Consider the following 15,253-nt stretch of genomic DNA (forward strand, 5'->3'; position numbering starts at 1 on the left):
TTTGTCACCGCCCTACACACCAGCAGGCCCATCACGAGGAGGCCGATGGTGTGCGGCATCCGCAGGAAGCGGCGGTTCAGCCAACCGAACAGGGCGGAGAGGGTCAGCAGCATCGCCGCCAGGTCGAAGATCGAAATCACGTAGGAAGTCCCATCCGCCCGTGGGCATCCATCCCGTAACGTCGCGCTTCGCCGAAAGGGGCAAGGTAGATTGGCCTGCGGGGGGTAGCGAATGCCGCGCCGTGCCGGCGACCGGGGCCGGACGTGCCGCGAGGAACCCCGGAGACCGCTTCCCTCAGTAGGCTCCCTCGTCCGGGATGCTCAGCACGGTGCCGCACGCCTTGCAGTGGACCGCATCCGGTTCGTGCCGCTGCAGCGCGCAGGCCGGGCACGGGTGGCGGACCTTGTTGGGCCGAAATAGGACTTGGGCGAGCCGCAGGAACAGCGTCACGCCGCAGAGCATCACCACGACCGAGATGAGGCGTCCGCCCGTACCGGACAGCGTGATGTCGCCGTAGCCGGTCGTCGTGAGGGAGGTGACGGTGAAGTACAGGGCGTCGACGTAGTTGCCGATGGCCGGGTTTGAGCGATGCTGGGTCGCGTAGACCAGCCCCGTCATCACGAAGACGAAGACCGCCAGGTTGGTGGCCGCGAGGATCACCTCCTCGTTGCGGCGGAAGAGGTCGCTGTCGGAACGGAGGCGGTCCAGGAGTTGATAGGTCCTGAGGAGCCGCAGCGTCCGCATGATGCGAAGGAAACCCGCCCCTTCACCGACGATGGGTGCGAGGAAGGAGACCAGCGCGGCGATGTCGGCCCAAGTGGTCGGTCGCAGCAGCTCCCGCCAGCGATGCCGCGAGATCGCGAGGCGGGCGACGAAGTCCGTCAGCACGGCCACCCCGATCAGGACATCGAGCCCTTCGAGGAATGGCGCGCGCGGCAGGAACGACGACACCACGACGAAGAGGATGGTGGCGACGTCGAAGACGAGCAGGCCGTACCGGAACCGATGGGCCCGGTCGGTATCGCCTTCGTAGAGGTCTCTCAGGCGGTGCCTCAGGGTATCCATGACGTGTCCCTACCCGCGTCGACCTCCGCCGTCTCGCCCGACGCCGGGATGGACCGCACCCCTTGGAACGTCCGAACCGTCGACGATGGGCCGCGGCGCCGTCAGGCGCGCTGACGCCAAGGGCCAGATTCCGGTCCCGGGCGCGGTCATGGGATGCGGTAGCTCCCGGCCGCCCTGTCGTCTTAACCGAGTCGTCCCGGGGCGATTGCACTCGCGGAATCCAGCTGGCAGGCCAGGCATATGAATGCTCCAAGACCCCTCCGCCGCCCGATCTCCGCCCTTCGCGACATCCTGCACGGCGAGGCGACCGGTGGCCTGATCCTGATGGCGAGCGCCGCCCTTGCGCTCGCCATCGCGAATTCCGCGGGGTCGGAGGCTTACTTCGCGACGCTCAAGACCTACGTCGGCGGCCTCAGCGTGCTGCACTGGATCAACGACGGCCTGATGGCGGTGTTCTTCCTGCTCGTCGGCCTGGAAATCAAGCGCGAGGTGCTCGACGGCCGGCTCCGGACCTGGCCCGACCGCGTCCTGCCCGGCGTCGCGGCGCTGGGCGGCATGGTGGCCCCGGCGCTGATCTACGTCGCGGTCAACCGCTCCTCGCCCGAGACCCTTCGCGGGTGGGCGATCCCGACGGCCACCGACATCGCCTTCGCCCTCGGGGTGCTCGCCCTCCTCGGTTCACGGGTGCCGGTGTCGCTCAAGATCTTCCTGACCGCGCTCGCCATCATCGACGACCTCGGTGCGGTCCTCATCATCGCCGCGTTCTATACCGCCGACCTGTCGCTGCCGATGCTCGGCGGGGCGGCGGTCGTGTTCGCGATCCTGTTCGGGATGAACAAGGCCGGGGTCAGCCGGCTGACGCCCTATCTCGTCCTCGGTGCCGTGCTGTGGTTCCTGGTGCTGAAGTCCGGCATCCACGCGACCATCGCCGGGGTGTTGCTGGCCCTGACGATCCCGCTCCGCCTTAGCGTCGGAAAGCCCGACGACCCGACCTCGCCCCTCCACATCCTGGAGCATGCGATCCACCCGTGGTCGTCGTACCTCGTGCTGCCGGTGTTCGGGTTCGCCAACGCCGGGGTCTCGTTCGCGGGCATGACCACGAAGATGCTTCTCGATCCGGTGACCCTCGGCGTGGCGTTGGGCCTGTTCGTCGGAAAGCAGATCGGGGTGTTCGGGGCGGTAGTTACCGCGGTGAGGCTCGGGCTGGCGCAGCGTCCGGCCCATGCCGGGTGGTGGCAGCTCTACGGCCTGTCGCTCCTGTGCGGCGTCGGCTTCACCATGAGCCTGTTCATCGGGCTCCTGGCCTTCGCCGACAGCCCCGAGCTGGAGGCCGAGACCAAGATCGGCGTCCTGCTCGGGTCCCTGTCCTGCATGGCTACGGGCGCCCTGGTGCTCCTGTTCGCGCCAAGGTCGGACAAGGGCGGTCGCTCCGATGCCCCGGCCGGCCGCCCCCGCGCCTCGGAGGCGGCATGACCTCGCGCGTCAGGGCTTGGCTGGAGACCCTCGGCGACCAGTTCTGGCTTCGTCCGGCCGTCGTCGTTCTGGCCTGCCTCGGCCTGGGGCAGTTTGCGGTCTGGCTGGAGACGGCCCACTTGGCCGGCTACGACGCATCCTCGCCGGAAGCGAACTGGGGCTATTCCGGCGGCGCCGAAGGGGCCAGGGCGCTCCTGAGCGCGGTGGCGTCCTCGACCATCGGGGTCGCAGGCACGACCTTCTCGATCACCATCGCCGCGCTGTCCCTCGCCTCCGGCCAGATGGGCCCCCGGTTGCTGCGCAACTTCATCCGCGACGGCCGCAACCAGGTCGTGCTCGGGATCTTCCTGGGGACCTTCGCCTACGCGCTGATCGTGCTGCGCACCGTGCGCACGGTCCAGGAAACGCCCTTCGTTCCGCATCTCGCGGTCACCGGCGCCATCGTGCTCGCGATGGTGAGCGTCGCCACCCTGGTCTGGTTCGTCCACCACATCGCAACCAGCATCAACGTCGAGACGGTCGTCGACGCCGTCCACCAGGACCTGTGCAAGGCCGTGCGGGAGCGGACCCTTGACGCCGCGGGCATCCCGGCACCGACGGACGATGCGGTGGGCTCGCCCGCGGCCGTCCCTGGAAGCGGTTACCTCCAGGCCCTGGATGCGGAGCGCCTTGCCGATTGGGCCCATGAGAACCGGGTCGTCGTCCGACTGGGGATCCGACCGGGCGACTACGTCCCCATGGGCCTGCCCCTGGCTCGTGTCTCCGCCCCGGTCGAGGGCGTCGAGGATGCGCTCGCCCGCGTGCTCACCTTCGGTCGCCGTCCGGCGGCTCTTCAGGACATCGAGTTCCCCGTCCGGCAACTCACCGAGATCGCCGTCCGGGCGCTCTCCCCCGGGATCAACGACCCCTTCACCGCGGGAAGCGTCGTCGACCATTTTGGAGACGCCCTATGCCGCCTCGCGCCGCGCCACCTGCCGACAGGCGTTCACGAACGGGATGGACGGATCGTCCTCGTGCATCCAGCGACCGATTACGACGGGCTCTGCGATTCCATGTTCCACATGATCCGTCAGAACGCCGCCGGATCGGCGCATGTGCTCGGACGGATGCTCGATGTGCTCACCAGGGTCGCCCGGGTCGAGCGGTCTCCCAGACGGGTGGAGGAGTTGCGGCGCCACGCCGATCTCGTCGTCGCGGCGGCCCGGCGGGATGTGGCCGACCCTGCGGATCTGGAAGACTTGGTAGCGCGGCATCGATCGTTCGGTATCGCCGTGGAGTGACCGGATCTCGCCCCGCCAGTCGCAGGCCTCCGGATGGAACGGCGGTGCCGGCCATCCCCGAATTAAGGTCGCGCGGGCCCGTCACCCCGGCGACACCGTCCTGCCCATCCCTCAAGACGCGCCCAGGTCGTCGACGCCACCCACCACGCTGATCGCCCCCGACACGGCGGTTTGCGGGGCGGACAGGCCGCCCCACGGTACCGGTTCATGCCTTGCCGGTGACCTTGTCGGCGACATGCTTGGCGCCGTCCTTCACGTCCCCGGTCGTCTTCTGGGCGTCGCCCTTAAGTTCCTGCGCTTTACCTTCAGCTTTCAGCTTGTCGTTGTCGGTCGCGTTGCCGATGCCCTGCTTCACGTTGCCGACGGCCTCGTTAGCCAGGCCCTTGATCTTGTCGGTGGTGCTACTCATGGCGTGCTCCTACTACGACCAGGGCGGTCATTGGGGATCAGAAACGGTTAGGGTCTCACCCTCGTTCCGTCGCAAACTCCACCCGCGCGCGCTCGGCGGGGGAATAGGGGGCACCGGCCGAGCCGCGAGCGCCCGTTCTCCAGAAAGTAGTGCAAAGGGTTCAACAACATTGGCATCGAGCCCTCCTGAATGTCCGCTTTCGGGTATCGGCTTTGAAAGCCTGACCGACCGGGTTGGGTCGGGACCCGCCTGTCCGCTCTACGCCCGAGATGGGTGGTTTGCCGCCCGTCTGCTTTCGTAAGTCAAGTTTGAAAATTCGGACGTCTGCTCAGGCCGCGAACCTTACAAGGCTGACGTTATTGAGCGGCGGCGCCATCAGTCCGGGAGCAGAAAGAGCTTGGAAAGCACCCTCTGACCTAACTGATCCGCTGTGGGCGGCTATGGCAAAGCAATCCTTGACCTAGAACATTCCATTATTGGCGACCGCGAACGAGATCTACTCCCGTCTTGGCCGCAGGGCCGTCGAAGCGCTGGCCGAAGCATCTCACAAGATGCGCATCGATTATCGTCTATTCTTTCGGTTTCTACGGGTCTTTATCGGCGTTCTGATGACGGGGAAGATGGCGTCCGCTTCAAACTCATAAAATCAAATCAGTTAGAAAATTAAAATACTATTTAAAAATGGAAATACCTTTATTTAAATAAAGCACTTTTTATTTGTCGAAAGATGCAACCAAATATATAGTCAAGCTGCCGATCGATAAGCGGCCAAGCCACCAAAAAGCTGCAACGATAGTCCTTTCTACTGACGAGGACTGCGATTGGGCACCGATTCGGGTCGATGCTGGCGCTTGGGCGCAAATGGCGTCGGATGTGGGGACACAATGCAAAACCTCAAGACGATTCTGCTCTATTCCTCGGCCCTGCTAGCCATCGGAGGGGGCGCACGCGCCGCGGATCTTCCAGTCAAAAAGGCAGTCCCTGTCGAATATGTCCGCGTCTGCACCGCCTACGGCGCGGGATTTTTCTACATTCCTGGCAGCGACACCTGTATCCGCCTCTCGGGGCGCGCACGGTACGACTACCTGTATCAGGCCAGCAAGGTCCGCACGGGAAGCGGTGGCGACGTGTCTGGCTATGTCGGCCTCCTCCGATTGAACCTCGATGCGCGCACGCAGACTGATTACGGCACCTTGCGCGCGTTCCTGCGCCTCGACGTCGCCTCCCGCAGCGGCCCCTTCGTCACCTCGGCCTCCCGCCAGCGCGAGGGGCAGGCCTTCCCAGGCCTCGGCGCGGACGCCTTCGGTCGGACGCAGGATTTCGTGAATGCCGACAAGGCTTTTATCCAGTTTGCCGGCCTCACTGCCGGTCGCGCATCGTCCTTCTTCGACTTCTACGCCCACGACTTCGAGTTGATCGGCGGCACCGCTGGTTCGGACAATTACAGCACCAACCTGCTTGCCTACTCGGCGGTGCTCGGCAACGGCATCACCCTGACGGCTTCGATGGAAGATCCGACCTTTCGACGCTTCCCGATCTTCGGCACCGGCGCCGCCGCTGGGGCCTTCACGGCGGCGGGCGGATTTGCAGGCTATAGCAACGCCTTCAACCCTTTTACGCCGTCCACGTTCCTCGCCCCGATCATCGTGGGGCCGGGCACCGTCGCCTTCGTGGACGTTACGCAGAAGAGCCGCCTTCCTGACTTCGTCGGCGTCGCTCGAATCGATCAGCCCTGGGGGTCGGCGCAGCTGTCGGCAGCCGTGCACGAGATCAACGCCGGCGACGCCGCCAGCACGGTCGCGGGTGTCGCGACCGCCACGGCAGGGCTCGGCATCGCTCCGACAGGCCGCGCATCCAGCGACTACGGGTTCGCGGTGCAGGGCGCCGTGAAGGTCAATCTACCCTTCATCGCTCCGGGCGACACCTTCTACCTTCAAGGCGCCTATGGCCAGGGCGCCATGAGCTACACAGGCATCTCCAACTACACGGCGCCGTACGATGCCCTCGCTGCCGCCCCTGTGAGTGGAGGATCGTTCCTGCAATACTACTCCGATGCTGTATTGAACCCATCGACGGGCAAGCTAGAACTCTCGACTTCGTTCTCCACCGTCGCCTCGTTGCTGCATTACTGGTCGCCAACTTGGCGCTCCGCAGTTTTCGGGAGCTACGCGCAGATCGACTACAACACGCGGGGCCGCAACGCACTCGGCGCCCTCGGTTTCGGTTTCGCGCCAAGCGGAGCTAATGCGGCAAATGCTTTCGCCTTCGCCACGAGCCCCGTCCTGCGCGGAAACAACCAGATCGTCACGGGCGCTAGCCTAATCTGGACCCCGGTAAAGGACCTGGATATCGGCGTCGAGGGCGAATACATTCGAACCGCCCTTAACAGCGGCGTGACCCCCGACATCTCCAAGAGCTCCCTGCGCTACATCAGTTCGCAGGATGCGGCCCAGGTCCGCTTCCGTATTCAGCGCGATTTCTGAGCCTGTTCCGTCAACGCGGATACCGTCTCGGCGCGTAATAGAGCCGCACGACTATCGACCAGGGCGTTTTCCTTGATCCATGGAGAACGTAAGACATCCTGGTTTCGCTCTTCCTCCGCAGGATCGACAAAGCCCGGTCAACTGGCCGGGCTTTGCTGTTTGCACATCGATAAATTGGTATTCAAATGATAAAACTTATTTTCATTGACTGATACTGTAGTTTTGCTAGAAGTATCATAGTTCTTCGGCGATCCAGTGCACAGCCGGCAGAACAGGCGCTTAGTTTCAGAGCCGACAGGCCCAGGTACCGGGCCGATCGACTCTGAACAAAAGCTTCAGACCCTTCGACTCAGCCGACCGGGAAACCGGTCGGCTTTTTCTTTGGCGCTAAAGTGGACTTAAACTTTCGTTTCAAATTCAAATCCAGCGTTCAAGACGAAAACTTTATTACTTGATAAAACGTTGAATTTACACAGCGTCGGATGCACTATGATGGAATGTCGCCAGCGAGCGACGCCATCGATACGAGAATTGACCATGAAAACGTTCGTTCTGGCCTGCTCTCTTGGTGCCATCCTCATGTCCGGCGCTGCTTATGCGGCGGACACGCAGCAGCCCATCGACCCGAAACTCATCATCCGCACCAGCGGCGATGGCCTCGACGCCGACGCCTACGCACAGGGCAACGACCGTTCCGGCGGCATGTGGCGGAACGCAATAGGAGCGAGCGGCTCGCTCGCGGCGCAGCGCCCGGTCATTGTCGGATCAGTCCCGACGGACCGTCAATGGAGCCACCTGCGGTCGCGCCAGCGTCGGGCCTACAGCGACGCTTACTGAAACCTCAGGGCTTGGCCCCGGCACCAGTGTAGAGCATTTTTCATGGTCCTCGGATCATGGGAAATGCTCTATCTCTTTGTGATGCCGCATTGTCTTTCGTTGAATCGGCAATTGCTCTGATGGAAGGTGCTTCAAGCGCTCTGGGCTCGGATGACAGCGGGGGATCCTGCCGCCGTGACCGCAGGCTTCCACACCAAGGTGGCGTGGGTGCCACCCGCATCGCTCGCGATGTCGAACGCGGCGCTGTGCAACCGGGCGATGGAATCGACGAGGCTGAGCCCGATGCCAAAGCCGCTCTTGCCTGTCCTCAACGCCCCGCGCCGGTACCTCTCCCGCACCGCACCGAGTTCATCGACCGGGATGCCGCAGCCCGTATCGTCGATGCGGATGCCCGGAGGATCGCGCACCAGCGCGACCTTTACCTCGCCACCGGCAGGGGTAAACTTCAGGGCGTTGTCGATCAGGTTGCTCACCGCCTCAAAGATCAGGCTGCGGTCGCCCTCCACGGAACAGGGCTCTTCGGGCTGCTCCCAGCGGAGCTCGATATCCCGTTCCAGGGCTAGGGGCTCGTAGTACTCGATCGCATCCTCCAGCAGGAGGGCGAGGTCGAGGTCCGTGAAGCCCGAGCGGCGCATGCGGTCTTCCATCTCCGAAATACGCAGTAGTGCTGAGAAGCGGATGACGATGTCCTTCACCTCCGCGAGAACGTCCTCGTTGCAAGTGCGGAACGCTTCGACGTTGTCGGCCTTGCGGAGCGACCGCTCCAAAATGCCCACCACTCGCGTCAGCGGGGTCCGCAGGTCGTGAGCGATGTTCTCATTGACGCCCTTGATTTCCAACATTAGCCGCTCGAGCTGATCGAGCATGTCGTTAACGACGCCGGTCAGGTGCGCGAGGTCCGCAGAGACGCCCCGCGTCGGCAGGCGCTCGCTTAGGTCACCCCGCATGATGCGTTCGACAGCTTTGGTGATGGCGTCGTTCTGGCGAAGCGATCCGGCGCCGAAGATCACTGCTCCGACGAGGCCGATGACGATGGTGGCTGCCATGCCCCAGACGAAGGTTTCGACGAGGGCTTTCTCGAGGGCTTCCAGATCCTTGGCCGAGCGACTTACGAGGACGTATTCGCCGCTCTCAAGGCGGCTCAACTGGCTGAACAGGGTGCGCGACCCGTGCTCCGCCGGCTGCGTCAGTACGAATGGGCGGCCGACCGGGGCCGTTTCAGGAAACGGGATCGGTGCCCCTACGCGGCGAGCGTGGTCGGGTCCGAACAGCACGAGGGGGCGGCCGCCTTCGGCGAAATCCTCCGAGGCGTCAATACGATCGCGCAGGGCGTGGGGCGCGAGGCTCAGGAGATGCTTCGACTCCCACCCGACCCACTCGAACGCAGCCTTGCGGCCGTAGCTGCGGGTGTCGAGATAGAGGAAGCCCGAGAGTGCGAGGGAGGCAGTTCCGAACGTCGCGAAGAACAGGCACGCGACCCGGAACCCGCTTGTGCGGCGGACTTCAAGCAGCCGCACGGAGGATGAACCCCGTATTGCGGACGGTGTGGATGCGCGGGTTCAGCCCGTCGGGATCAAGCTTCTTGCGGATCTTGCCGACATGGACGTCGATGACGCTCGACTGGTGGTTGAAGCTGTAGCCCCAAACTGACTCGAAGATCATTTTGCGGCTCACCAGCACGCCCGCGTTCTGCATCAAGAACTCGATGATCGCGAACTCTTTCGGTAGAAGCTCAATCTCCCGACCTGCGCAGTGGAGCACACGCTCGATCAAGTCGAGTTGTAGGTCGCCGACGACGAGTTCGCTCACCGCCTCGGCGGCCATTTTGCGCCGGGCAAGGGCATCGACCCGCGCGGTCAGCTCGATGAACTCGAAGGGCTTGGCGAGGTAGTCGTCGCCCCCGGCACGCAGCCCGTCCACGCGCTCGTTGACGGCCGAGAGCGCGCTAAGGATCAGGACCGGGGTCGAAACCTTGGCGGCGCGCAGCTTGGTAAGCAGGGCGAGGCCGTCGATCTCCGGCAGCATCCGGTCGAGGACGATGACATCGAAGTCACCATCCATCGCCTTGCGTAGACCGATCGATCCGTTCATGGCCTCATCCACCCGAAAACCGTGTTCGGTCAGTGCCAATCCGATTTCGGCAGCAACGCGCTGATCATCCTCAACCACAAGAACGTTGGCCATCCTTTTATCCTTTTTATTATGGATACGCTGAGCCCGTTTCGGGCTCGGCGCTTCGGCTGGGACGCTGGAGTTATGCTCTTCGCGGTCGGTGTCAAATGGCGCGTTATCAGGCGGCGGAGCGTGCGTCATATCGTCGGCAAAGCTTGTCGCATAGGCGCTGTCGTTGGCCATTTCGTCACTCCGCGCTTGCCTGCACGGAGAGCTTGGCAACGGGTTCCCCTGAAGAGACGCTGCCCTTCGGGACGATGCGGCTGCCGTCGCGCAGGTCGGCTGGGGGGTTGAGGACGACGGTGTCGCCGCCCTTCAGGCCGGAACGCAGCTCAAGGGTCGTACCCAGATCACGCGAGATCGTGATCGGATGAAGCTTCACCGTATCGTCGGGCTGGACCACGGCGACCTGGGTTCCAGCGGCATCGAAGATGAGTGCCTCGGACGGGATCTGCAGGCCGGGATGGGCGCGGGGCACGGCGAAGGTCACGTTCACATAGAGCCCCGGCCGCAGCGCCCCGTCCGGGTTCGCTACGTCGACCTCGGTGTCGAGGGTCCGCACCGACGAGCGCAGGGCCACGGAGCTGCGCGAGACCGTGCCCTCGAAACTCCGCTCCGGCATCTGAGCCACCTGAATCGTCGCTCGGACACCGTCGCGGATGTGGACCGCCGCCGATTGCGGCACCTGGACGGACACGCGTAGCACGTCCGTGCTTTCGATGGAGAAGAGTGACGCGCCGCTGCCGAGATCGGCATGGACGAGGTCGCCGACATCGACCATGCGCGCCACGACGATGCCGTCGAAGGGCGCGGTCACGTTCTCGAAGGTGGTGAGCGTGCGCAGCCGGTCTACGGTCGCCTGTTGGGCAGTGATGTTCGCCTCGGCCACCTTCACCTTCGCGTCGGCGGCGGTGAGGGCGGCCGTGGCGGTGAGCATCTGCGCCCGGGTCTGGTCGGCAGTCTGCTTCGAGGCCCAGCCCTGGCCGGCGAGCGTCGACGTCCGGGCGTCGGTGGCGTTGGCGAGGGTGACGTTGGCCTTGGCCTGCTCCACGTCGGCATGGGCGACGGCGAGCTGGGCCTGAAGCTGGCCGAGCTGTGCCTCGGCCTGGCTTTTCTGCTGGTCGAGGTCGGGGGCGGCGATGCGCACGAGGAGGTCGCCCTTCTTGACCCGGGAGCCGATATCGACCCGGCGTTCGGCGATGTAGCCAGTGGCACGGGCAAAAATGTCGGCGTGGTCGAAAGCCTCGGTCTGTCCCGGCAGTGTCAGCCTCATCGGCTCGTCGTCCTCGACGGCCGAAACCGTGCGGACGGTCGGTACGAAGCTGATGACGTCCTCCTGCGTCTCCAACGACGTGCGGTAGGTCTGCCAATGGTGCCAGCCGCCCAGGCCGAGGGCGCTGCCGAGCGCCAGAAGCGCGATCACGAACGGGCGCTTGCGCGGCGGGGGAAGGTGCGCATGAGTCAGGGCCTCGCCCAGCAGGTCCTGCCGCAGAGGATCGATCTCGACCGCATGGGCATGCGCCCGCTCCGCGGCGTCGTTGGATTCGATGAACGGGCTCATCAATAGTCCTCAAGGGGCTTGATCGGGTTGCGGCGGAGAAGCGTGTAGAGGAGCGGTACGAAGAGCAGCGTGGAGAGCGTGCCCATGCCGATGCCGCCCATGACGGCGCGGGCCAGCGCCGCGTTCTGTTCCGAGCCCTCGCCCGAGCCGATCGCCATCGGGATCAGGCCGAGGAACATGGCCGAGGCGGTCATCAGCACCGGTCGCAGCCGGGTGTTGCCGGCCATCAGCGCGGCCTCGGGGGCCGAGCAGCCCGTGGCCTCACGGTGCTCCTTGGCGAAGGTGACGAGCAGGATCGAGTTCGCGCTCGCCACGCCCACCGACATGATCGCCCCGAACAGGGCCGGGATGGAGAAGGTCGTGCCGGTAACGAACAGGCTCATCACGATGCCGCAGAAGGCGAGCGGCAGCGCAGCGATGACTACGAAGGGATCGACCCAAGTCTGGTAGTTGAGGACGAGCAGCAGGTAGACCGCCATCAGCGCGATCCCGAGTCCGACCTCGATATGGGCGAAGGCGCCCTCCATGCTCTCGATCTGACCACGCACACGGATCTTGTCGGGGGCGGGCAACGTCGCCTGCTCCTCCGCGACGATCTTTTCGACCGCGCTGCGCACGCTTCCGAGGTCGGCATCTTGCACGTTGGCGAGGATGTCGAAGGTCGGCTGGGTGTTGACGTGGTTAATCACCGTCTGCTCTGGCTGCCGCTGCATCGTGGCGATATTCGAGAGCAGGATCGGGATGCCCGGCTGGCCGTCTCCGGTGCCGTGGACCGAGACTGGCGTATTCATCAGCCGGGCGATGTCTCCGTTGCGCCATTCCGGGGTCTGCACCCACAGCTGGTACGGCGTGCCGGATTTCGGATCGGCCCAGAAGTTAGGGCTGACCTGAAAGGAGCCGGAAAGGGAGACGTTGAGGTTCTGGGCGATGATCTGCTCGCTCACCCCCATCTCCGAGGCGAGCCGGCGATCAACGTTTACGTACATCTGCGGCGCATCGACGATCTGGTGCAGGTGGACGTCCACCGCCCCCCGCACCGCCGCGACCCGGCGCACGAGCGCGCGGGCGACGGCGAGGTCCTTCGCGTCGTGCCGACCGGAGACCTGCACGTCGATCTGCGCCACGGTGCCGAAGTTCAGGATCTGCGTGATGATGTCGGCGGGCTGGAAATAGAAGACATCCGAAGGAAACGCCCGACGCAGCACCTTCCGCAAACGCCGCTCGTAGAACGAGATCGGCTTGTGCTCACCCTTGAGATTGATGAGCATCTGTCCGTCGTTATAGGCGACGAAGGATGCGTCCATGAACGCGTAATTGTAGTTCGACGCCGGCAGGCCGATATTGTCGAGCATGAGGCCTAGCTCGTCCTTCGGGACGACCTGCCGGACGATGTCCTCCACCTGCGCGAAGGTCTTCTCCGCCTCCTCAATCCGCATTCCCGGCCGGGTGCGGATGTGCAGCGTCATCTGGCTCGACTCGATCTGCGGAAAGTAGTCCTGCCCAATGAAGGGGAAGAGCCCCGCCGTCACGGCGAAGACACAGGCTGCCCCGGCAAGCGCCCGCTTCGGATGGCGGATTACCGCACCGAGCAACCCGACATAGCCAGCGTGGAATCGTGCGAAGCCGCGCTCGAAGGCCTCGCGGAATGCCAAGGCGACACGCAGTGGAAAGCGCAGCAGCCACGCAAGCGGCGCCAGGAGGCGCGACAGGAGCGAGCGGCGGCGCGGGCCGACTTCCAGCGCAGGAGCCGCCCCACCATGATGTCTTGCATATTCCGGCGCGACGAGGACGTCGATCAGGATCGCCACAAGGGTGCGTGAGAGCAGGTAGGAGGTGAGCATCGCGAAGACGACCGCCTCGGCCTGTGGCACGAACAGGTAGCGGGGGGCGCCCGTCAGGAAGAACACCGCCGAGAAGGCCGAGCAGATAGCCAGTGTCGAGATCAGCGCCGGCTTGGCGATACCCGCCACGCCTTCCAGCACCGAGCGGCGGAAGGGATAGCCCTCCTCGAACATCCGGTAAGTGTTCTCGATGGCCACCGTGGCGTCGTCCACGAGGATGCCGACGGCCAACGCGAGGCCGCCGAGCGTCATGACGTTGATGGTCTGGCCGAGCGCCACCAGCACCGACAGAGAGGTGAGAATGCAGAGCGGGATCGAGACGAGGACCACGAGTGTCGATCGCCACGAGCCCAGGAACAGGAGGATGGCGAGTCCCGTGAGCCCGGCGGCGATCACCGCCTCGCGTACGACATCGCCGATGGCGTCGGAAACGAAGACCGATTGATCGAAGAGCGGCGTAATCGACAGGCCCTTGGGCGAGGCCGCGCGGATGTCCGGCAGGGCCGCCTTCACGGCGTTGACCACGTCCAGCGTCGAGGCCGAGCCGTTCTTCAGCACCTGCAACAGCACGGAATGCTCGCCATCGGCGCGGACGATGTTGGTCTGCGGCGGCGAGCCGTCGCGGACATGGGCGACGTCGCGCAGGAGCACCGGCTGGTCGTTCACGACCTTGATCGGGATGCGGTTAAGCTGATCGACGAGCTGGGGGCTCGAATTGAGCCGCACGGTGTATTGCTGGCGACCGATCTTCGCGAGGCCCGAGGGGACGACGAGGTTCTGCTTGAGGACCGCGTTGGTGACGTCGAGCGGCGTCATGCCCACGGCGCGGAGCTCGGCGAGGTCGAGATCGACCATCACCTGGCGCGGGGCGCCGCCATAGGGCGACGGCAAGGTCGAGCCCGGCACCTGGGCGAGGCGCTGGCGGGTGCGGTACTGGGCGTAATCGAACACTTTGGTCAGCGGCAGCGTGCCCGAGGACAGCGCAAGCTGGATCACCGGCACTGAGGAGGCCGAGAAGCGCATGATCACCGGCGGCTGCACGCCCGGCGGCATGCGCGAGCGGATGGCGTTCATGGCGGAATCGACCTGCGTCATGGCGAGGTCGATGCTTACGGCGGAATCGAAATAGATCCGCTCGGTCACGGTCCCCTGGATGGACGTCGACTCGATTCGCTTGATGTTGTTCACGTTGCTCGACAGCGAGAACTCGCTGTAGTTCGTGATGCGCTGAACCATGTCGGTGGCGTCGAGACCGCTATAGGTCCACACCACGACAACGACGGGAATGTCGACCGAGGGCAGCACGTCCTTCGGCGCTACGGCGATTGCGCCGACGCCGCCCAACGCCATCAAAATCGCCAAAACGTAGAAGCTCTTGCGGAATTTCAGGGCGAACCGAACAAGATTCATCGATAAATCGGGCTTCCCGGCACAACCCACCATGCGGCCAGCGCCTGAAGCGCGCTCGGACGAACAGAGGAAAGGCGCTATTTGGAGGTCTGAGCGAAGCGAAGTAAGTCCACCACTAGATAGAGCTCGACGAAAGGTCTTACGAATGAATTCGCGATTGATTTTTTAAAAATATTTTTAAACAGAAAATCGCCACGCAGCCTTTAAAAGGTGGGAAGCAACTAGCCCGTGAGGCGAAGGGACGGCTCAAGCGCAGAAGATCCAAAAATTTAATTTATAAATAAAAATTAAAAGCAGCTATTTTACTTCAGAGATCAAATGTTTATTCGATTGCCTGATCAGAGTTTGTTAGCCACCATTCTCCGTCGCCGCCGGCTTGGCAGGCTTGCGCGTTCGGAGTTCGCGATGTCGAGACAGCCCATCCGCGTCCTCGCGGCTCTGGCGATCCTTTCGCCATGGGCCACTTCTGCTCTGGCCCGGAACGAACAGCCAGCGGGCGGTGCCTTCATGAGCAGTTACACGAGCGATCCATATTTCGATCCGCGCTCCCGCTATTCGCAGGAACATTCCCTGGGCGACATTGGCGGTCAGCCGATGCTGACGGAGCCCAACGGCGAGAGGCCCCCCTGCGCCCTGTTCGATCAGGCCTGCGAGCAGGCCTTCGAACGGAACCGGCGGCACGCCTATCCTTGAAGGCTAGGAGCCCGTCCGAGTAACGGGTT

Annotated in this window: 11 protein-coding genes and 1 pseudogene; 5 read left to right on the top strand and 7 right to left on the bottom strand. The window is 64.1% G+C overall.

Going from position 1 to position 15,253, the window contains the following annotated elements; translation table 11 throughout:
* Both MFF13_RS22245 and MFF13_RS22250 read right to left on the bottom strand, forming a co-directional pair.
* A pseudogene (locus MFF13_RS22245) lies at positions 1 to 140 on the bottom strand (cation:proton antiporter); the annotation flags it as partial.
* Positions 141 to 294: 154 nt separating this feature from the next.
* On the bottom strand, positions 295 to 1,065 hold the full coding sequence (locus MFF13_RS22250; protein WP_238272946.1) for a potassium channel family protein: 771 nt from the start codon (positions 1,063 to 1,065) through the stop codon (positions 295 to 297).
* A 240-nt stretch (positions 1,066 to 1,305) separates the two neighbouring features.
* On the opposite strand from MFF13_RS22250, the gene nhaA reads away from it, so the two are divergent.
* Entirely contained in the window at positions 1,306 to 2,538 is a 1,233-nt protein-coding gene (gene nhaA, locus MFF13_RS22255) for a Na+/H+ antiporter NhaA (RefSeq protein ID WP_147831136.1), read from the top strand.
* Positions 2,535 to 3,818, top strand: coding sequence for a DUF2254 domain-containing protein (locus MFF13_RS22260; protein ID WP_147831134.1), 1,284 nt, complete (start codon positions 2,535 to 2,537; stop codon positions 3,816 to 3,818). Before nhaA ends, MFF13_RS22260 begins: the two co-directional genes overlap by 4 nt.
* A gap of 205 nt (positions 3,819 to 4,023) precedes the next feature.
* On the opposite strand, the gene MFF13_RS22265 is transcribed toward MFF13_RS22260, so the two are convergent.
* Entirely contained in the window at positions 4,024 to 4,227 is a 204-nt protein-coding gene (locus MFF13_RS22265; RefSeq protein WP_056171512.1) for a CsbD family protein, read from the bottom strand.
* 884 nt (positions 4,228 to 5,111) lie between these two features.
* On the opposite strand from MFF13_RS22265, the gene MFF13_RS22270 reads away from it, so the two are divergent.
* The gene (locus tag MFF13_RS22270; RefSeq protein WP_238272947.1) at positions 5,112 to 6,710 is read left to right on the top strand and encodes a porin; all 1,599 of its coding nucleotides are present in this window, start codon (positions 5,112 to 5,114) and stop codon (positions 6,708 to 6,710) included.
* A gap of 537 nt (positions 6,711 to 7,247) precedes the next feature.
* Positions 7,248 to 7,547 (top strand): hypothetical protein, encoded by a 300-nt coding sequence (locus MFF13_RS22275; RefSeq protein ID WP_238272948.1) that lies wholly within the window; start codon positions 7,248 to 7,250, stop codon positions 7,545 to 7,547.
* 131 nt (positions 7,548 to 7,678) lie between these two features.
* Here the strand turns inward: MFF13_RS22275 and MFF13_RS22280 are convergent, their stop codons facing one another.
* The 4 genes from MFF13_RS22280 to MFF13_RS22295 all read right to left on the bottom strand — a co-directional run bounded on the left by MFF13_RS22280 (position 7,679) and on the right by MFF13_RS22295 (position 14,531).
* On the bottom strand, positions 7,679 to 9,064 hold the full coding sequence (locus MFF13_RS22280) for a sensor histidine kinase (RefSeq protein ID WP_238272949.1): 1,386 nt from the start codon (positions 9,062 to 9,064) through the stop codon (positions 7,679 to 7,681).
* Entirely contained in the window at positions 9,051 to 9,731 is a 681-nt protein-coding gene (locus tag MFF13_RS22285; protein ID WP_238272980.1) for a response regulator transcription factor, read from the bottom strand. Before MFF13_RS22285 ends, MFF13_RS22280 begins: the two co-directional genes overlap by 14 nt.
* Positions 9,732 to 9,906: 175 nt before the next feature.
* On the bottom strand, positions 9,907 to 11,280 hold the full coding sequence (locus tag MFF13_RS22290) for an efflux RND transporter periplasmic adaptor subunit (protein ID WP_238272950.1): 1,374 nt from the start codon (positions 11,278 to 11,280) through the stop codon (positions 9,907 to 9,909).
* Complete coding sequence (locus MFF13_RS22295; protein WP_147762528.1) at positions 11,280 to 14,531, bottom strand: efflux RND transporter permease subunit; 3,252 nt, start codon at positions 14,529 to 14,531, stop codon at positions 11,280 to 11,282. Before MFF13_RS22295 ends, MFF13_RS22290 begins: the two co-directional genes overlap by 1 nt.
* 507 nt (positions 14,532 to 15,038) lie before the next feature.
* Between MFF13_RS22295 and MFF13_RS22300 the strand changes: the two genes are divergently transcribed.
* A complete protein-coding gene (locus tag MFF13_RS22300; RefSeq protein WP_238272951.1) occupies positions 15,039 to 15,224 on the top strand; it encodes a hypothetical protein in 186 nt (61 codons plus the stop codon).
* The last annotated feature ends 29 nt before the right edge of the window (positions 15,225 to 15,253 follow it).

The organism is Methylobacterium cerastii (assembly GCF_022179125.1).
GTDB classification, from domain to species: domain Bacteria; phylum Pseudomonadota; class Alphaproteobacteria; order Rhizobiales; family Beijerinckiaceae; genus Methylobacterium; species Methylobacterium cerastii.

Coding starts and splice junctions, on each gene's coding strand:
- MFF13_RS22250 (WP_238272946.1), bottom strand. CDS start 1,065: ATGGATACCCTGAGGCACCGCCTGAGAGACCTCTACGAAGGCGATACC.
- nhaA (WP_147831136.1), top strand. CDS start 1,306: ATGAATGCTCCAAGACCCCTCCGCCGCCCGATCTCCGCCCTTCGCGAC.
- MFF13_RS22260 (WP_147831134.1), top strand. CDS start 2,535: ATGACCTCGCGCGTCAGGGCTTGGCTGGAGACCCTCGGCGACCAGTTC.
- MFF13_RS22265 (WP_056171512.1), bottom strand. CDS start 4,227: ATGAGTAGCACCACCGACAAGATCAAGGGCCTGGCTAACGAGGCCGTC.
- MFF13_RS22270 (WP_238272947.1), top strand. CDS start 5,112: ATGCAAAACCTCAAGACGATTCTGCTCTATTCCTCGGCCCTGCTAGCC.
- MFF13_RS22275 (WP_238272948.1), top strand. CDS start 7,248: ATGAAAACGTTCGTTCTGGCCTGCTCTCTTGGTGCCATCCTCATGTCC.
- MFF13_RS22285 (WP_238272980.1), bottom strand. CDS start 9,731: ATGGCCAACGTTCTTGTGGTTGAGGATGATCAGCGCGTTGCTGCCGAA.
- MFF13_RS22290 (WP_238272950.1), bottom strand. CDS start 11,280: ATGAGCCCGTTCATCGAATCCAACGACGCCGCGGAGCGGGCGCATGCC.
- MFF13_RS22295 (WP_147762528.1), bottom strand. CDS start 14,531: ATGAATCTTGTTCGGTTCGCCCTGAAATTCCGCAAGAGCTTCTACGTT.
- MFF13_RS22300 (WP_238272951.1), top strand. CDS start 15,039: ATGAGCAGTTACACGAGCGATCCATATTTCGATCCGCGCTCCCGCTAT.